The sequence below is a fragment of the Caldichromatium japonicum genome (genome assembly GCF_011290485.1).
Classification (GTDB): Bacteria; Pseudomonadota; Gammaproteobacteria; order Chromatiales; family Chromatiaceae; genus Thermochromatium; species Thermochromatium japonicum.
Map to the genome: position 1 here is coordinate 1552599 of NZ_CP048029.1, position 14931 is coordinate 1567529.

General features: G+C 61.8%; 18 protein-coding genes. 7 read left to right on the forward strand and 11 right to left on the reverse strand.

Going from position 1 to position 14931, the window contains the following annotated elements; genetic code table 11:
- Positions 1–9: 9 nt before the first annotated feature.
- Positions 10–486: a thioredoxin-dependent thiol peroxidase gene (gene bcp, locus GWK36_RS07610; RefSeq protein WP_166270634.1), complete on the reverse strand. Its 477-nt coding sequence runs from the start codon at positions 484–486 to the stop codon at positions 10–12.
- A 249-nt stretch (positions 487–735) separates the two neighbouring features.
- Here bcp and GWK36_RS07615 point away from each other — a divergent pair, with 249 nt between their 5' ends.
- Positions 736–1764, forward strand: a complete 1029-nt coding sequence (locus GWK36_RS07615; protein ID WP_166270635.1) for an alpha/beta hydrolase — start codon at positions 736–738, stop codon at positions 1762–1764.
- 113 nt (positions 1765–1877) lie between these two features.
- On the opposite strand, the gene GWK36_RS07620 is transcribed toward GWK36_RS07615, so the two are convergent.
- Entirely contained in the window at positions 1878–2468 is a 591-nt protein-coding gene (locus GWK36_RS07620) for a class I SAM-dependent methyltransferase (protein WP_166270636.1), read from the reverse strand.
- Positions 2469–2769: 301 nt separating this feature from the next.
- On the opposite strand from GWK36_RS07620, the gene GWK36_RS07625 reads away from it, so the two are divergent.
- The 4 genes from GWK36_RS07625 to hypE all read left to right on the forward strand — a co-directional run bounded on the left by GWK36_RS07625 (position 2770) and on the right by hypE (position 5572).
- The gene (locus GWK36_RS07625) at positions 2770–3036 is read left to right on the forward strand and encodes a HypC/HybG/HupF family hydrogenase formation chaperone (protein ID WP_166270637.1); all 267 of its coding nucleotides are present in this window, start codon (positions 2770–2772) and stop codon (positions 3034–3036) included.
- Positions 3037–3046: 10 nt separating this feature from the next.
- Entirely contained in the window at positions 3047–4195 is a 1149-nt protein-coding gene (hypD, locus tag GWK36_RS07630; protein ID WP_166270638.1) for a hydrogenase formation protein HypD, read from the forward strand.
- A 32-nt stretch (positions 4196–4227) separates the two neighbouring features.
- Complete coding sequence (locus GWK36_RS07635; RefSeq protein WP_166270639.1) at positions 4228–4464, forward strand: hypothetical protein; 237 nt, start codon at positions 4228–4230, stop codon at positions 4462–4464.
- A gap of 76 nt (positions 4465–4540) precedes the next feature.
- A complete protein-coding gene (gene hypE, locus GWK36_RS07640; protein ID WP_246237487.1) occupies positions 4541–5572 on the forward strand; it encodes a hydrogenase expression/formation protein HypE in 1032 nt (343 codons plus the stop codon).
- A gap of 11 nt (positions 5573–5583) precedes the next feature.
- Here hypE and GWK36_RS07645 read toward each other — a convergent pair whose 3' ends face one another.
- From GWK36_RS07645 to hemF, 9 genes are all read right to left on the reverse strand, one after another.
- Positions 5584–5964 carry a helix-turn-helix domain-containing protein gene (locus GWK36_RS07645; RefSeq protein WP_166272541.1) on the reverse strand — a complete coding sequence of 127 codons (381 nt, stop codon included), beginning with the start codon at positions 5962–5964 and terminating at the stop codon, positions 5584–5586.
- Between the two features lie 146 nt (positions 5965–6110).
- The gene (locus GWK36_RS07650) at positions 6111–7109 is read right to left on the reverse strand and encodes a LysR family transcriptional regulator (protein ID WP_166270641.1); all 999 of its coding nucleotides are present in this window, start codon (positions 7107–7109) and stop codon (positions 6111–6113) included.
- A 106-nt stretch (positions 7110–7215) separates the two neighbouring features.
- Complete coding sequence (gene tatC, locus GWK36_RS07655) at positions 7216–8292, reverse strand: twin-arginine translocase subunit TatC (protein WP_166270642.1); 1077 nt, start codon at positions 8290–8292, stop codon at positions 7216–7218.
- A 111-nt stretch (positions 8293–8403) separates the two neighbouring features.
- Entirely contained in the window at positions 8404–8724 is a 321-nt protein-coding gene (locus GWK36_RS07660; protein WP_166270643.1) for a phosphoribosyl-ATP diphosphatase, read from the reverse strand.
- The gene (gene hisI / locus GWK36_RS07665) at positions 8721–9125 is read right to left on the reverse strand and encodes a phosphoribosyl-AMP cyclohydrolase (RefSeq protein WP_166270644.1); all 405 of its coding nucleotides are present in this window, start codon (positions 9123–9125) and stop codon (positions 8721–8723) included. The genes GWK36_RS07660 and hisI overlap by 4 nt, the downstream gene beginning before the upstream one ends.
- Complete coding sequence (gene hisA, locus GWK36_RS07670) at positions 9112–9861, reverse strand: 1-(5-phosphoribosyl)-5-[(5-phosphoribosylamino)methylideneamino]imidazole-4-carboxamide isomerase (RefSeq protein ID WP_166270645.1); 750 nt, start codon at positions 9859–9861, stop codon at positions 9112–9114. The genes hisI and hisA overlap by 14 nt, the downstream gene beginning before the upstream one ends.
- A 90-nt stretch (positions 9862–9951) precedes the next feature.
- A complete protein-coding gene (gene hisB / locus GWK36_RS07675; RefSeq protein WP_166270646.1) occupies positions 9952–10557 on the reverse strand; it encodes an imidazoleglycerol-phosphate dehydratase HisB in 606 nt (201 codons plus the stop codon).
- 18 nt (positions 10558–10575) lie between these two features.
- Positions 10576–12009 carry an Asp-tRNA(Asn)/Glu-tRNA(Gln) amidotransferase subunit GatB gene (gatB, locus tag GWK36_RS07680; protein ID WP_166270647.1) on the reverse strand — a complete coding sequence of 478 codons (1434 nt, stop codon included), beginning with the start codon at positions 12007–12009 and terminating at the stop codon, positions 10576–10578.
- A 96-nt stretch (positions 12010–12105) separates the two neighbouring features.
- Positions 12106–13020, reverse strand: a complete 915-nt coding sequence (gene hemF, locus GWK36_RS07685; protein WP_166272543.1) for an oxygen-dependent coproporphyrinogen oxidase — start codon at positions 13018–13020, stop codon at positions 12106–12108.
- Between the two features lie 227 nt (positions 13021–13247).
- Between hemF and GWK36_RS07690 the strand changes: the two genes are divergently transcribed.
- Together GWK36_RS07690 and purE are read left to right on the forward strand one after the other, a co-directional pair.
- Complete coding sequence (locus GWK36_RS07690; RefSeq protein ID WP_166270648.1) at positions 13248–14402, forward strand: 5-(carboxyamino)imidazole ribonucleotide synthase; 1155 nt, start codon at positions 13248–13250, stop codon at positions 14400–14402.
- Positions 14399–14908, forward strand: coding sequence for a 5-(carboxyamino)imidazole ribonucleotide mutase (gene purE / locus GWK36_RS07695; protein WP_166270649.1), 510 nt, complete (start codon positions 14399–14401; stop codon positions 14906–14908). Before GWK36_RS07690 ends, purE begins: the two co-directional genes overlap by 4 nt.
- The last annotated feature ends 23 nt before the right edge of the window (positions 14909–14931 follow it).

Below are 14931 nucleotides of genomic sequence, written 5' to 3' on the forward strand. Positions count from 1 at the left end.
TATTGATCCCTAGGGCGCGCGCACCAATTCGCGCACCAATTCCAGGACCTGGGCGGCATGGCCTTTAGGTTTGACATCGTACAGGGTATGCCGGATGACACCATCCTTGTCGATGATGAAGGTGGAACGCAGGATGCCGAACCGTTTCTGCCCGTGCACGTTTTTTTCGCGCCAGACCCCATAGGCCTCGCAAACCTCACCATCGCTGTCCGACAACAATTGGATCGATAGCCCATGTTTATCGCGAAATCTGCCATGACTGGCGCAGCTATCCCGGCTAATGCCGATGATTTCGGTGGCCGCCGCCTCGAACTCGGGCTGCAGGTCGTTAAAATCGATCGCCTCGATGGTACAGCCAGGCGTGTCATCCTTGGGATAAAAATAGATCACGCAATGACGCCGCCCTCTAAACGACGCAAGACTGACCTGTTCCAGATCGGCGTTGGGCAGAGTGAAATCAGGGGCGGGGTCGCCGGGTTGCAGCATGTGCTCGTACTCCATCGATTAGACTGTGTCTTGGAATGTAAGTATCGCATCCCAGACCGTCAACTTTCGTCCCAAAGCATCCTGCAAGATCTCCTGCCTGGCGACCTCCCGTTGAGATCGAAGGCCCCCAGCTTAAGCCTTTACTCTGCAGAACAGGGATGAGCGGCCTAGTCATCAGGCAATCCCCTTATCAGACATGTGGCGTGCTAACGGGAGAACGGCTCTGCTAACGGGAGAACGGCTCATACCATGATCAAATCCGCCGTCCATCTTAAATCGGCGCTGCTGCGCTACGGTTTGGCCCTGGCATTGCCGTTCCTTGCCGGTTGCGCTTCACCTCGTCTACAGCACTATGTAGGCACGCCGACGACCCCCGCACTCTACACCGATCACCTCCTCGCCGAAGACGGCTATCGCCTGCCACTGCGGGCCTGGTCGCCCGTAGGCAGAGCGCAGGCCGTGGTCCTGGGACTGCATGGCTTCAACGACTATCGGCGCGCGTTCGAGGAGATTGGTGAGTATCTAGCGGTGCGGGGAATTGCGCTCTATGCCTATGATCAGCGCGGTTTCGGCGAGACGGCAGGCGCTGGGGATTGGTTCGGCGTCGAGCGCTTAAGTCGGGATGCCCATCTGGCTGCCCGCCTCATCCGCGAACATCACCCAGGCGTGCCCCTCTATCTGTTTGGCGAGAGCATGGGTGGGGCGGTTGTTCTCCTAACCCTCGCCCAGTATCCCGATACCCCAGTCGATGGGGCGGTGCTCATGGCGCCTGCGGTCTGGGGGCGGGCAACCATGTCCTGGATCCAGCGCGGGATGCTGTGGCTGGTGGCCCACACCATCCCCCAGGTCCGCCTGACCGGGCGCGACCTCAATATCCGCGCCACCGACAACGACGCCGCGATCAAGAAGCTGCGCGCAGACCCCTGGGTGATCAAGGACGCACGGGTCGAAGTCCTCTGGGGCCTAACCGACCTCATGGACCAGGCATTGACCACCCCACCGCCCGCACGCCTGCCGGTCTTGATCCTCTATGGCGCCCAAGATCAGATCATCCCCAAGTATCCCACCTGCCGCTGGCTCGCCATCCGGCCAGAGGTGGCGGTCCATCGCCTGGTCATCTATCCGCGCGGCTGGCACATGCTCACCCGCGACCTGCAAGGCGAGACTGTGCTTGCCGATCTAGCCGCCTGGCTGCGCGACCCTGCTGCTACCCTTCCCTCGGGTGCAGAGCTCAGAGACCGTATGCCCGGCTTTTGCGAGCCATTCGAGCCGTTTTGAACCTCAGCCAACTCGCTCAGTGATAAGTGCAGACTCAGATCTTAGGGTTCTACTCCCCTCCCCCTTGTTCATGACCCCAGGACCAGATCTGCTTCCTGAGCAAGGGGGTTCCATCAGTCCCGCCGCGCCAAGGCGACGGTGTAATGCGTACCCTGTTTGAGCTTGTCGTAGTTGCTGAAGACCTCTAACAGATTGCGCTTGATATAGTCGCGCAGCCCATTGATGGTCACCAGATACAACCGACCGCCTGGACGCAGGCGGGCATGGGCGTCGTGCAAGAGGATGGCGAGCAGCTCCTTGCCAACCTTGGCGGGGACATTGCTAGCGATGACATCGAAGCGGCGTCCGTGCTCGATCTGAGCAAAACCGTTGCTCAAGAGCGCCTCGGCATTGGAAAGACCATTGAGGGCGATATTGCGCCGCGCATACTCGACCGCGACACAGTCCTTATCGACCAACAGGGTGCGACCCTCGGGTGCAAGTGCCGCCAACCCCAGGCCAATCGGCCCATAGCCACAACCGAGGTCCAGACAGTCATCGGCTGGCTTAGCCTCGACATGTCTGAGCAACAGGCGCGTGCCTTCATCGATCTCGCGGGGCGAAAATAGCCCCCAGGTGCTGCGAAATACGAAACGTCTGCCGACGAGCTCGGCACTAAACTCGATGTCGCGCCGCAGGGCGGCGAGTTGTTCAGGGGTCAGCATGGACCAAAGATCCCGTCGATGATGGTCTGGAATGGGCCTTTACCGGGGAAGCGCTGATTCATTCGCAGCAATGCACGTGGCGTCCCCGTATCCCGATGTTTCTGGATTCTGTCTCGGCTTTCTCCGGAATGACGAGTGCCGGGATGACGGTCAAGGGTCTATCGATTGTTTCACGAGATCCAGGGCGCATCTGCCTGCTCCGTGGCGCTGGGCGCCCCCCTCTGTCGGCCCGATGGTTGAGCGCGGCCTTGGATCATAGTTCAATGGCCCTTAAAGATCCCAGCCAGGAGACGCTCAAGTCATGTGCCTTGCCATCCCCGCCCGCATCGTTCAGATGAATCGCATCGACCCAGCCATTGATACCGCGGTAGTCGAGCTCGGTGGGGTCTTACGCGAGGTCTCGATTGCCTTGGTGCCTGAGGCCGAGGTCGGGGACTATGTCTTGGTCCATGTCGGCTATGCGATCAGCAAGATCGACCCGCAAGAGGCCGAGGAGACCCTGCGCCTGATGGCCGAGATGGCCTGCTTGCTCGAGCCAGAGTCGCAGGCCCAGACGACGGACGATTAAGGGGCTGTCAATGAACTATCTCGATGCGTTTCGCGACCCTGGGCTTGCCCACTCCCTGGCAGCCGCGATCGCGGCTGAGACCGATCCCGTCCGCCCCTACCGGCTGATGGAGTTTTGCGGCGGACATACCCATGCCATCGTCCGCTCGGGGCTCCAGCAACTCTTACCCCCGAATGTGCGCTTCGTCCACGGCCCAGGTTGTCCGGTGTGCGTACTGTCGATCGCAAGACTCGATCAGGCGATCGCGATGGCCCTTGCCCACGGCGTGATCCTGTGCACCTATGGCGACCTGATGCGCGTCCCCGCGAGCCACCGCCAGAGCCTGCTCAAGGCCAAGGCGGCAGGAGCGGACGTGCGCATGATCTATTCAACCCAGGATGTATTGCGCATCGCACGCGCTGAACCCAGCCGGCAGGTGGTATTCATGGCCATCGGCTTCGAGACCACAGCGCCGGCCACTGCGGTGGCGGTCCTTCAGGCCCAGGCCGAGGGTCTGAGCAATCTCTCGTTTCTCTGCAATCACGTCCTCACCCCCCCGGCCCTGCGTGCCATCCTCGCTGAACCCGGGCCAGAAGGGGTTCAGCTCGATGGGATCATCGGGCCGGCGCATGTCAGCACCATCATCGGCAGCCGCCCCTATGCGTTTGTGCCCCGTGAGTTCCATATCCCCTTGGTCATCGCAGGCTTCGAGCCGCTGGATGTGATGCAAGCAGCACTGATGCTGATCCGCCGGCTCAATGCCGGCCAGTCTTGCGTCGAAAACCAATACCGGCGCGCGGTGAGCGAGGCCGGAAACATCCGCGCCCTCGAGTTCATGTCTAGGGTCTTTGTCATCCGGCCAAGCTTTGAGTGGCGCGGGTTAGGGACCCTCCCCGCCAGCGCCTTGGCTTTAGGCCCCGAATTTGCCGCTTTCGACGCCGAGCAACGCTTTCCGGTCGAGGTCAACAACCCTACGGCAGAGACCAAGGGCTGCGAATGCCCAGCCATCCTGCGGGGTTTGAAAGAACCAACCGACTGCCGGCTCTTCGGCACCGCCTGCACACCCGAGCATCCCCTGGGGGCCTGTATGGTCTCCAGCGAGGGGGCCTGCGCCGCCTATTGGAGCTATGGTCGATCCGCAGGGCGGGGTTCTAGCGGCCAGAGAGCAGCGGCTGGTTGAATCTACAGGGTCTGTGTCGAGGACAAGCCAAGATGAGCTCTGCCATCGAACTCTATGAAGCCCTCACCCAGGTTCCGGACGAGCGCACGCGGGCGCCCCTGATCCCTGCGGCGGTCGAGCGCCTCGAGGAACGCTATCCGCATCTACCGGATCCAGCGGCCCAGGGGCAGGTGCGCAAGACCGAGCTGCGCATCAAAAGGGAGATCGAATCGGTGCGCGCTGACCTCAAGACCGAGATCGAGCGGGTCAAGAACGACCTGCTGACATGACTCAGCCCTCTGATGCTAGGTCAGGTTGCACTGCTCACCACCTTGTTCAAACTCTTGTGAGCCCTCAATGAAACCCATGGCCCCATCTAGTATCGATCTTACGACAGGGCGGATCGATCTCACCCATGGTGCTGGCGGGCGGTCGATGGCCGAGCTGATCACTGACCTCTTTCAGCGCGCCTTGGCCAATGAATGGCTGGCCCAAGGCAACGATCAGGCGCTGGTCGCTGTCCCCCCTGGACGGTTAGCGATCAGCACCGACAGCCATGTCGTTTCCCCCCTGTTTTTCCCTGGCGGTGACATCGGGAGACTCGCGGTCAACGGCACAATCAACGACCTCGCCATGTCCGGTGCGCGTCCCTTGTATCTCGCCGCCGCCTTCATCCTCGAGGAAGGCCTGCCGCTCGCCGACCTTGCACGCATCGTCGAGGGCATGGCGAGCGCGGCGCGCGCGGCAAGAGTGGCGATCGTGACCGGTGACACCAAGGTCGTCGAGCGCGGCAAGGGGGATGGGGTCTTTATCACCACCACGGGAATCGGGGTCGTCCCTGAAGGAATCGCGATCTCGGGTGATTGCGCCCAGCCCGGCGACCAGATCCTGATCAACGGGCCGGTCGGGGATCACGGTGTCGCGATCCTGGCACAACGCGAGCATCTGGGGTTTGAGAGTGAGGTGTGCTCCGACTCGGCGGCCCTGCACGACCTGGTCGCCGCCATGATCGCCGCTGTCCCCCAGATCCATTGTCTGCGCGACCCCACCCGCGGGGGCCTAGCGACGACCCTCAATGAGCTCGCCAGACAATCCGGGGTCGGGATGCGGGTCTTCGAGGAGGCGATCCCCCTGCGCCCCGCAGTCGCTGCCGCCTGTGAGCTCCTGGGGCTCGATCCCTATTATCTCGCTAACGAGGGCAAGCTAGTGGCGATCTGTCCGCCAGATGCCGCCGAGACCCTGCTGGCTGTCATGCGCGCCCATCCGTTGGGCACTGAGTCTGCGATCATCGGCGAGGTCATCGCCGATCCTCAGTGTTTCGTCAGCCTGAGGACCCGGTTGGGCGGAGAGCGACTGCTCGATTGGTTGGCGGGCGAGCCGCTGCCGCGGATCTGTTAAGACGCGCTTGTTCAGATCTCAGCGGCGACCTCGGGGATGGCCAGCGCTGCAGACGCCGGTTGGGGTGGAGCATCGGGTTGTAAACGGGCGAGGGCGAGCAGAGTCTCGCGTCCGCGTTCGTCGGTGCGGCGGAAATGGTCGATCAGCTCGAGCTCGCGGACTGAAAACGGCCCGCGGTCGTCGAGACAGAGCAGATAGGTGGGGGTGACATTGCCCAAGGCAGTGGCCAGCTCCTGAGCCTCCTCGATGCCCATCCGCCGGATGCCCTGCTCATAGTTGCTGATGCGCGATTTAGACAGCGATTGAGTCCGATTGGACAGATCAGCAAGGCTCAACCCTTGTGCATGGCGGGCTGAGCGCAGGCGTTGACCGATACGTTTGGTAAGGTCCATGGTGAGCGTCAGTTTATGCAAGGACGGTTTCTCAGTTGGTCAAATCAAGGGGATGTGCATATTGACCGCCGCGCGCGGCTGGCGCACATACCAAGGATGAGGATCATCAAACGCCGGATGGTGCGCGCCCGGCGTGCAGCAGGGGGTCAGCCGAGCAAGGCATCTTCCCATTTGGTGTCGCCGGAGGGCGGCGGTGTCTGCGGCGGTGGTTCGCCGAGACGATCGGCAAAGACGCTTTCGAGCGTCTTGATGAAACATTTGGCCTGGGGCGAGAGAAACTTGCCACGGCGTTGGACGATGCCATAGCTGCGGCGCGGAAAATACTGGCCGAGCGGGATGCGCCCGAGTCGCTCCTTGCCTGTCAGACAGACATCGGTCACGATCGAGACCCCCAGCCCCAGCTCGACATATTTCTTGATCACCTCCCAACCGCCCGCCTCCATGGTGACGCGATAGCTCAGATTGTGCTGTCTGAACACCAGGTCCACCATGCGCCAGGTGCTGAGATGACGCGGCGGCAGGATCAAGCCATAGGGGGCGATCTCTTCTAAGGTCACGCTCTCCTTGCCGGCCAATGGATGGTCGAGGGGGGTGATCAGGGTCGGGTCATAGGTCACCAGCGGGCGATAGCTGATGTCATCTGGGACCTCGAGCATCGAGCCGACCGCAAGATCCGCCTCATCGGCGCGCAGCATCGCCAGCCCATCGCGTCCGGTGACATTGTGCAGCTTCAGTTCGATCCCAGGATATTGCTTGACAAAACTGCGGATCGGCTCCGGCAGGATATAGAGGATGGTCGATTCACCAGCGGCGAGGTTCAGGATCCCCCGATCGACCCGCCCTGCCTGGGTGGCAAAGGTCTCGTGGAGCTTGTCCATCCCTTCAACCAAGGGCTCGGCGATCTGAAACAACAAACTGCCTTCAGGCGTCAGCTTGATCTTGGGACCGCGGCGCTCGAATAAGACCGTGCCGAGCTCGCGCTCCAGGGCCTGGATCTGGAGCGAGACCGTTGGCTGGCTTAAAAAGATCTTTTCCGCCGCGGCGCTGACGCTACCCATCCGCGCCGCATGACAAAATGCGCGCAGTTGCTTAAGCCGGTTTTGTTTGTAATGGATCTGAGAACCCGAGCCCACGGTCACACCCATCGCTGTACTCTTGATAATAATTGATGGTATAGCACAAGGCCCATTGATAAAAGCAATATCTTAACCGGCCGCGCCCTTGGCCGGTTGCAGGCGCGCAGAGGTCTGGTCAAACGGACTGATCAAGCTGACCGAGGATATTGCGGGCCACCTGACGCTGGTTGGCATCACCCTCTTCCAGGACTTGATAGAGCAATTGGCGGGCTGCCAGCTCATTGCCGAGGTCGCGCAGAAGATTGGCGCGGCGGATCTTGTCCTCGACGGGATCGATGGGCGCTGAGGGGGCTGCATCTGTCGCTAACGCCGCATCGCGCTCGCCCCGAGCGTGTTTAGTCTCTCGCTCGGATGCACCCGCCATCCCCCAGGCCGCGGCGGAAGGGGCTGGTGTTGGGGACGGCTGAGGGGTCTGGACAGCTGGCGGGCGCGGCCCCTGGTCATCCTCGCTACCCCGCTTGACCAGGAGGCGCGAGGCCAAAAGGCCAAGCTCAAAGAGCATCCACATCGGCACCGCCAGCAGGGTCTGGGAGATCACATCCGGTGGGGTCAGCAGCATCCCGATCACAAAGGCAGCAACGATTACATAGGGGCGTTTTTGCTTGAGCCCTTCGGGGGTGACCACGCCGATCGCCACCAAGAGCACAGTGGCGATCGGGACCTCGAAGGCCACCCCGAAGGCAAAGAACAGGGTGAGCACAAAGTCCAGATAGGCCGAGATATCGGTCATCATCTCCACCCCTGGCGGGGTAGTGGCGGTGAGAAAGGCAAAGATCAGCGGGAAGACGATGTAATAGGCGAAGGCCATCCCGAGATAAAAGAGCAGGATGCTCGACACCAACAGGGGCAATGCTAGGCGCTTTTCATGCTGATAGAGCCCGGGGGCGACGAAGGCCCAGACCTGATAGAGCAGATAGGGCATGGCCAGAAACACCGCCGCGATCAGCGAGAGCTTGAGCGGGGCGAGCAGCGGCGAGGCGACCTGGGTCGCGATCATGGTGTTGCCGGTCGGTAATTTGGCCAGCAAGGGTGCAGCGACATAGCCGTATAGCGGATTGGCGAAGGGCAAGAGGGCGAGGACCACGATGCCCACGGCAATCAGCATACGGATGATGCGCGCGCGCAGCTCGGCGAGATGGGCGATAAACGGCTGCTCGGCCTCCGGGTCGTGGGGCTGGATCAAGGATGACATGGTCAAGGCTCGATGTGCATTGCCTGCAAGGGGTTATCAGGTCAGCCTGCCGCAGGCGCGGCTACTCGAAGCTCAAGGATGCACTAAACAGTGTCTCTCTGGAGAACCGCCTTAGCGCGCCGTGCGGCCCGCCTTTTCCTCGATCCCAGACACACCGAAGCGCCGTTCGAGCTCCAATAGGACCTGCTCAGGCCTGAGTCCTTGATAGGCCAGGAGCACCAGGGTATGAAACCAGAGATCGGTGATCTCGGAAACGATCCGCTCGGGGACCCCGTCCTTGGCCGCCATCACCGTCTCGGTCGCCTCCTCGCCGATCTTTTTGAGGATGGCATCGAGCCCCTTGGCATAGAGCCCAGCGACATAGGAAGACTTGGGGTCTGCACCCTTGCGCGCCTCGAGTACCTCGGCCAGACGCTCCAATATCTCGCTCATCGTCCGCCCCCATAGATCGCCTCTGGGTCCTTCAATATGGGATCGGTCTCGATCCAGCGACCCGCCTCATCGAGCTGGCGATAAAAACAGCGTTCGCGCCCAGTGTGACAGGCGATCCCACCCTCCTGCTCGACCTCGAGTAGGACGACATCGCCATCGCAATCGAGGCGGATGGCACACACCCGCTGGATATGCCCAGACTCCTCGCCCTTGTGCCACAGGCGCCGTCTGGAACGCGACCAATAGACCGCCCGCCCTGTCTCGCGGGTCAGGCGCAGCGACTCACGGTTCATCCAGGCGACCATCAGCACCCGCCCGCTTCGTGTATCCTGGGCGATGGCCGGTACCAGCCCATCCGGGCCCCAGGCGATCTGCTCCAGCCAGGGTTCATCCTTGGCCATGAGCTTCCTCCGCTAGACGATCGACCAGGGCTTGGGCCTCAGCAAGATCAAGGGTTCCCTCATAAAGGGCCCGCCCGATGATCGCGCCGAAGATCCCCCCCGCCGCGCAGAGGGCGCGGATGTCATCCAGGGTGCTGATCCCGCCCGAGGCGATGACCGCAACGGGGATGCTCACCGCCAGGGCGCGGGTGGCAGGGATATTGGGTCCGGAGAGCATCCCATCGCGCCCGATGTCGGTATAGATGATACCTGAGACACCCATCTCGGCAAAACGGCGGGCCAGGTCCTCAACCCGCTGATCCGTGACCTCGGCCCAGCCCTGGATCGCTACCCAGCCGTCCTTGGCATCCAGACCCACCAGGATCTGCCCAGGAAACGCGCGGCAGGCGCGCGCGACGAACTCGGGGTCCTTGACCGCCTGGGTGCCGAGGATGCAATAGCGCACGCCGGTCTTGAGATAGCCCTCGATCGTCGCTTCGTCGCGGATCCCCCCGCCGACCTGGATGGGGAGTTCTGGAAAGGCAGCGGCGATGGCGCGGATGGCGGCACCGTTGACCGGCGCGCCGGCGAATGCGCCGTTGAGATCGACCAGATGTAACCGGCGCGCGCCGGCCTCGACCCAACGCCGCGCCGTAGCGACCGGATCATCAGAAAAGACGGTCTCATCCGCCATGCGCCCCTGGCGCAGGCGCACGCAGCGGCCATCTTTGAGGTCAATCGCAGGGATCAGAAGCACGCTCGCCCTCGCTTGTTAGAAGCCTTGTTCGAAACTCCAGGGTGCAGGGTACGTATCGCCTACCCTAGGCGCTGGCACTGGCCTGCAGCCCTAGAGTGACCCTTTGGTCGAGGGGACCTGATCGGCCAGTCTGGGATCGACCGCGACCGCCATGCGCAGCGCCCGCCCAAAAGCCTTGAAGACCGTCTCGGCCTGATGATGGGCATTGACCCCGCGCAGGTTGTCGATATGCAGGGTCATGCCGACATGATTGACCAAGCCCTGGAAGAACTCGCGAAACAGATCGACCTCAAAGGTCCCGATCTGATCGCGCACAAAGTTGATATTGTAAACCAGTCCAGGGCGACCCGAGAGATCGATCACCACCCGCGACAGGGCCTCATCGAGCGGGACATAGGCATGACCATAGCGCGCAATCCCCCGCTTGTCGCCGAGCGCCTGGGCGAGCGCCTGGCCCAGGGTGATCCCGATATCCTCGACCGTATGATGGGCATCGATCTGGAGATCCCCCTGGGCCTCGATCTCCAGATCGAGCAGGCCATGGCGCGCCACCTGATCCAACATGTGTTCCAAGAAGGGCACACCGATCTGCAAGGCCGAGCGCCCACTGCCATCGAGATCCAAGCAGACCCTAATCTGGGTCTCGAGCGTCTTGCGCTCGATGAGCGCGCTGCGGGGAGAGGATGAAGAAGGCATCTCGAGCTCTCCCCTCGCCTAGCTGCTCAGCTTGCGCTTGAGGATCTCATTGACTTGGGCCGGATTGGCCCGCCCGCCGGTCTGCTTCATCACCTGACCGATGAAGAAGCCGAAGATCTTTTCCTTACCTGCCCGGTATTGCTCGACCTGCGCGGGATTGGCTGCCAGGATGGCATCGATGATCGACTCGATGGCCGCCACATCGGTGATCTGTTTGAGACCCCGCGCCTCGATCACCTGATCTGCGGTTTCACCGCTCTCCCACATACCTTCAAAGACCTGTTTAGCGAGCGTCCCCGAGACCGTGCCATCTTGAATCCGCTTCAACAACCCAGCCAGGGCCTGGGCCGTCACCGGGCTTTGGGTGATCTCCAACTCCGCACGATTGAGGGCAGCTGCCAGCTCCCCGTTAACCCAATTGGCCGCCAGTTTGGGATCCCCACAGGTGTGCGCAACGGCTTCAAAATAATCGGCCAGCTCGCGGCTGGTGGTCAAAAGCTCAGCGTCATAGGCCGACAGGCCATATTGGGTCTGAAAACGCGCGCGCCGGGCATCGGGCAGCTCAGGCAGGTCAGCCACCGCCGCAGCGATTAGCTCATCGTCCAGTATCAAAGGGAGCAGGTCGGGGTCTGGAAAATAGCGATAGTCATGCGCCTCCTCCTTGCCGCGCATCGAACGGGTCTCGTCCTTGGTGGGGTCATAGAGCCGGGTCTCCTGGACCACCGTCCCGCCAGACTCGAGAACCTCGATCTGGCGCGCGATCTCATAGACCAGCGCGCGCTCCAAGAACCGAAAAGAATTAATGTTCTTGAGCTCGGTGCGGGTACCGAATGTCTGTTCACCCAAGGGACGCACCGAGACATTGGCATCCATGCGAAACGACCCCTCCTGCATATTGCCGTCGCTCACCCCGATATACCGCACGATCTGATGGATCTTCTTGGCATAGGCCACCGCCTCTGCCGGCGAGCGCAGGTCAGGCTCAGAGACGATCTCAAGCAAGGGGACCCCAGCGCGGTTGAGATCGATACCGGTCATGCCATGGAAGTCCTCATGCAGCGACTTGCCGGCATCCTCTTCGAGATGGGCGCGGGTGACCCCGATGGTCTTGGTGGTGCCATCGGGCAGCAGGATCTCGACATGCCCACGCCCGACGATCGGCTGCTCGTACTGGCTGATCTGATAGCCCTTGGGCAGGTCCGGATAGAAATAGTTCTTGCGGGCAAAGACCGAGCGGCGGGCGATCTCGGCATCGATGGCCCGCCCGAAGCGCACCGCCAGGCGCACCGCCTCGGCATTGAGCACCGGCAGGACCCCAGGCAGCCCCAGGTCGATGGCGCAGGCCTGGGTATTGGGCTCGGCGCCAAAGGCGGTTGGGGCACCTGAGAAGATCTTGGAGCGGGTCAGGAGTTGGGTGTGGATCTCAAGACCGATGACGGCTTCCCAGTGCATGGCTGTTGATATGGCTCACAAGGCAAAAAAGGAATACTAAGCCGAAGATCCCTTTGACGACTAGACCGCCGCACCATACCCAACCCCTAGGTATGCCTATTCGCCGAGCCAATCGCGCACGATCAAGAAGCGCTCATAGAGCTCAGCCTCTAGGGTGCCGGGCTCTGGGCGGTCGTCATAGCGCCAACTGACCTCCGGCGGCAGCGAGACCAGGATCGATTGCGCCCGCCCCCCCGATTGCAACCCAAAGAGGGTCCCGCGGTCCTGGACTAGATTGAACTCGACATAGCGCCCGCGTCGCAGCCGTTGAAAGGCGCGCTCGCGTTCACCGTAGGTCTGATCCTTACGCCGTTCAACGATAGGTAGATAGGCTGAAAGATAGCCATCGCCCACTGAGCGCACAAAGGCAAAGGTGTGGTCAAATCCGCCCTCGGCAAAGTCATCGAAAAAGATCCCGCCGACCCCGCGCGGTTCTTGACGGTGACGGATATAAAAATACTCATCGCACCATGCCTTGAAACGGGGGTAGAGATCAGTGCCGAAGGGTTCACATAGGGCGCGCGCAGTCCGATGCCAATGAATGACATCCTCTTCGTAGCCATAATAGGGGGTAAGATCAAACCCGCCGCCGAACCACCAGATAGGTTCGCCTTCCTCCCCAGCAGCGATGAAGAAGCGCACATTGAGATGCGATGAGGGGACATAGGGGTTCAAGGGGTGAGCGACCAATGAGACCCCCATGGCCTCAAAGCCTCGCCCGGCAAGCTCTGGGCGCTGGGCGCTCGCGCTCGGCGGCAGGCGCTCACCCTGGACATGCGAGAAATTGATCCCGCATTGCTCGAGGATCTCCCCTTGAATCACCCGGGTGCACCCGTCCCCGCCCTGGGGCCGGCTCCAATCGTCGGCGATGAGTTGGGCAGTGGGATCGAGTGTCAGGAAGGATTGGATAAGCCGTTTTTGCAGGTTGCGCAGATAGGACCTGACGGCAGCGGTGTCGGGGCGGTCGAACATGGCGGTCGGTTCTCTCGGGATGATCCAAGTCAGCTGGGAAGAGGATTTGGGTTTCCTGTCGGCCAATTGTAGGGTACGCATGCCATCCCCCACCTGGCTGGGCAAGACAACGCCTCAACCCGCAATAGGGTCTGGCCGAAGCCGGGCTCCAGGTCCACAATACTGCTATACCCTGCCCCCAAACCCAAGGGCACACTGATTCATCATCGCAGACAAACAAGAGATCCATGGATGTGTTTCCCTTTCCGATCGCGCGGATCGGTATCATCGGCGGTGGCCAGCTCGGGCGGATGCTGACCAAAGCGGCCAAGCGGTTGGGTTGCACCTGTGTGGTCCTCGACCCGACTCCAGGCTCTCCCGCCGGTCAGATCGCCGGGCATCAGATCGTCGGGCATTATCACGATCCGGCGAAGCTGCGCGAGCTGGCCGCAAGCTGTGACATCGTCACCTTCGATATCGAGGACATCGATACCGAGACCCTCATCCAACTCGAACACGAGGGCTTTCGCATCCACCCCTCGCCGCGGATCTTGGCGGTCATCCAAGACAAACTGATGCAAAAGGAGACGCTCGCCGCTGCCGGCATCCCGACCGCACCCTTCATCCCCATGCCCGAACCCAGCCCAGATGCCTTCGCTACCTTCGGTTATCCCCTAGTCCAGAAGGTCAGACGCGGAGGATATGACGGGCGGGGGGTGGCGGTGCTCCAGACCCCCGATGACTATCATCGCCACCTACCGGCACCCTCGTTGGTCGAACGCTTTGTGCCGGCGGTCAAGGAGCTCGCCGTGGTGGTCGCACGCGGGCAAAATGGCGATTGCCGCTGCTATCCGTTGGTCGAGATGGTCTTTCGCGCGGGCGAGAATGTGCTCGATCATCTCCTGGCTCCGGCGCGTATCGCGCCACAAACCGCTCAGGCGGCGATGGATCTGGCAGTTCGCACAGTCGAGATGCTCGGCGGGGTCGGGATCTTTGGTATCGAGCTGTTCTTGACCGAGACGGGTGAGCTCCTGGTCAATGAGATCGCACCCCGTACCCATAATTCTGGGCATCACACCATCGAGGCCAATGTCACGGATCAGTTCGAGCAGCATCTGCGCGCCATCCTGGGGTTCCCCCTAGGGTCCACCGATCAGCTCTCACCGGCGGCCATGATCAATCTGCTCGGCGCCCCTGATCATCGCGGGCGTCCGGTCATCCGTGGGCTCAAAGAGGCACTCGCCATCCCTGGGGTGTGCGTGCATCTTTACGGTAAGGCGGTGACAGCTCCTCATCGCAAGATGGGTCATGTCACCGTGCTCGACCCCGACATCGCCACCGCCGAACGCAAGGCATTGCGGGTACGCGAACTGATCGAGATCTCAGGGGAGGACCATCCATGACCCAAACGCCTCGGTCGCCGCAGGTCGGTATCATCATGGGCAGCGACTCGGACCTGCCGGTGATGCAGCAGGCGGCAGATATCTTGGCCGAACTCGCAGTCCCTTATGAGTTGACCATCGTCTCGGCGCATCGCACACCCAAAAGGCTGTATGACTACGCCCAAACGGCCGTTGAGCGAGGGTTGCGCATCATCATCGCTGGTGCCGGCGGCGCGGCCCATCTGCCCGGGATGGTCGCTGCTATCACCCCCCTGCCGGTGATCGGGGTACCGGTCAAGACCAAGGCGCTATCTGGCCTAGACTCCTTGCTCTCGATCGTCCAGATGCCGGCAGGGGTGCCGGTGGCAACGGTGGCGATCGATGGCGCCAAGAACGCCGGGCTCTTGGCCGCCCAGATCCTGGGCAGCGCCGATCCCCAGATCCGCGAAGCGATCGCTCGGTATAAGCGGGATCTAGAATCAGTCGTCATCGTTAAGGCCGCCCAGCTCGAACAGCCAGACCCTTGAATCCCCTATCCCTTGAGTTAGAG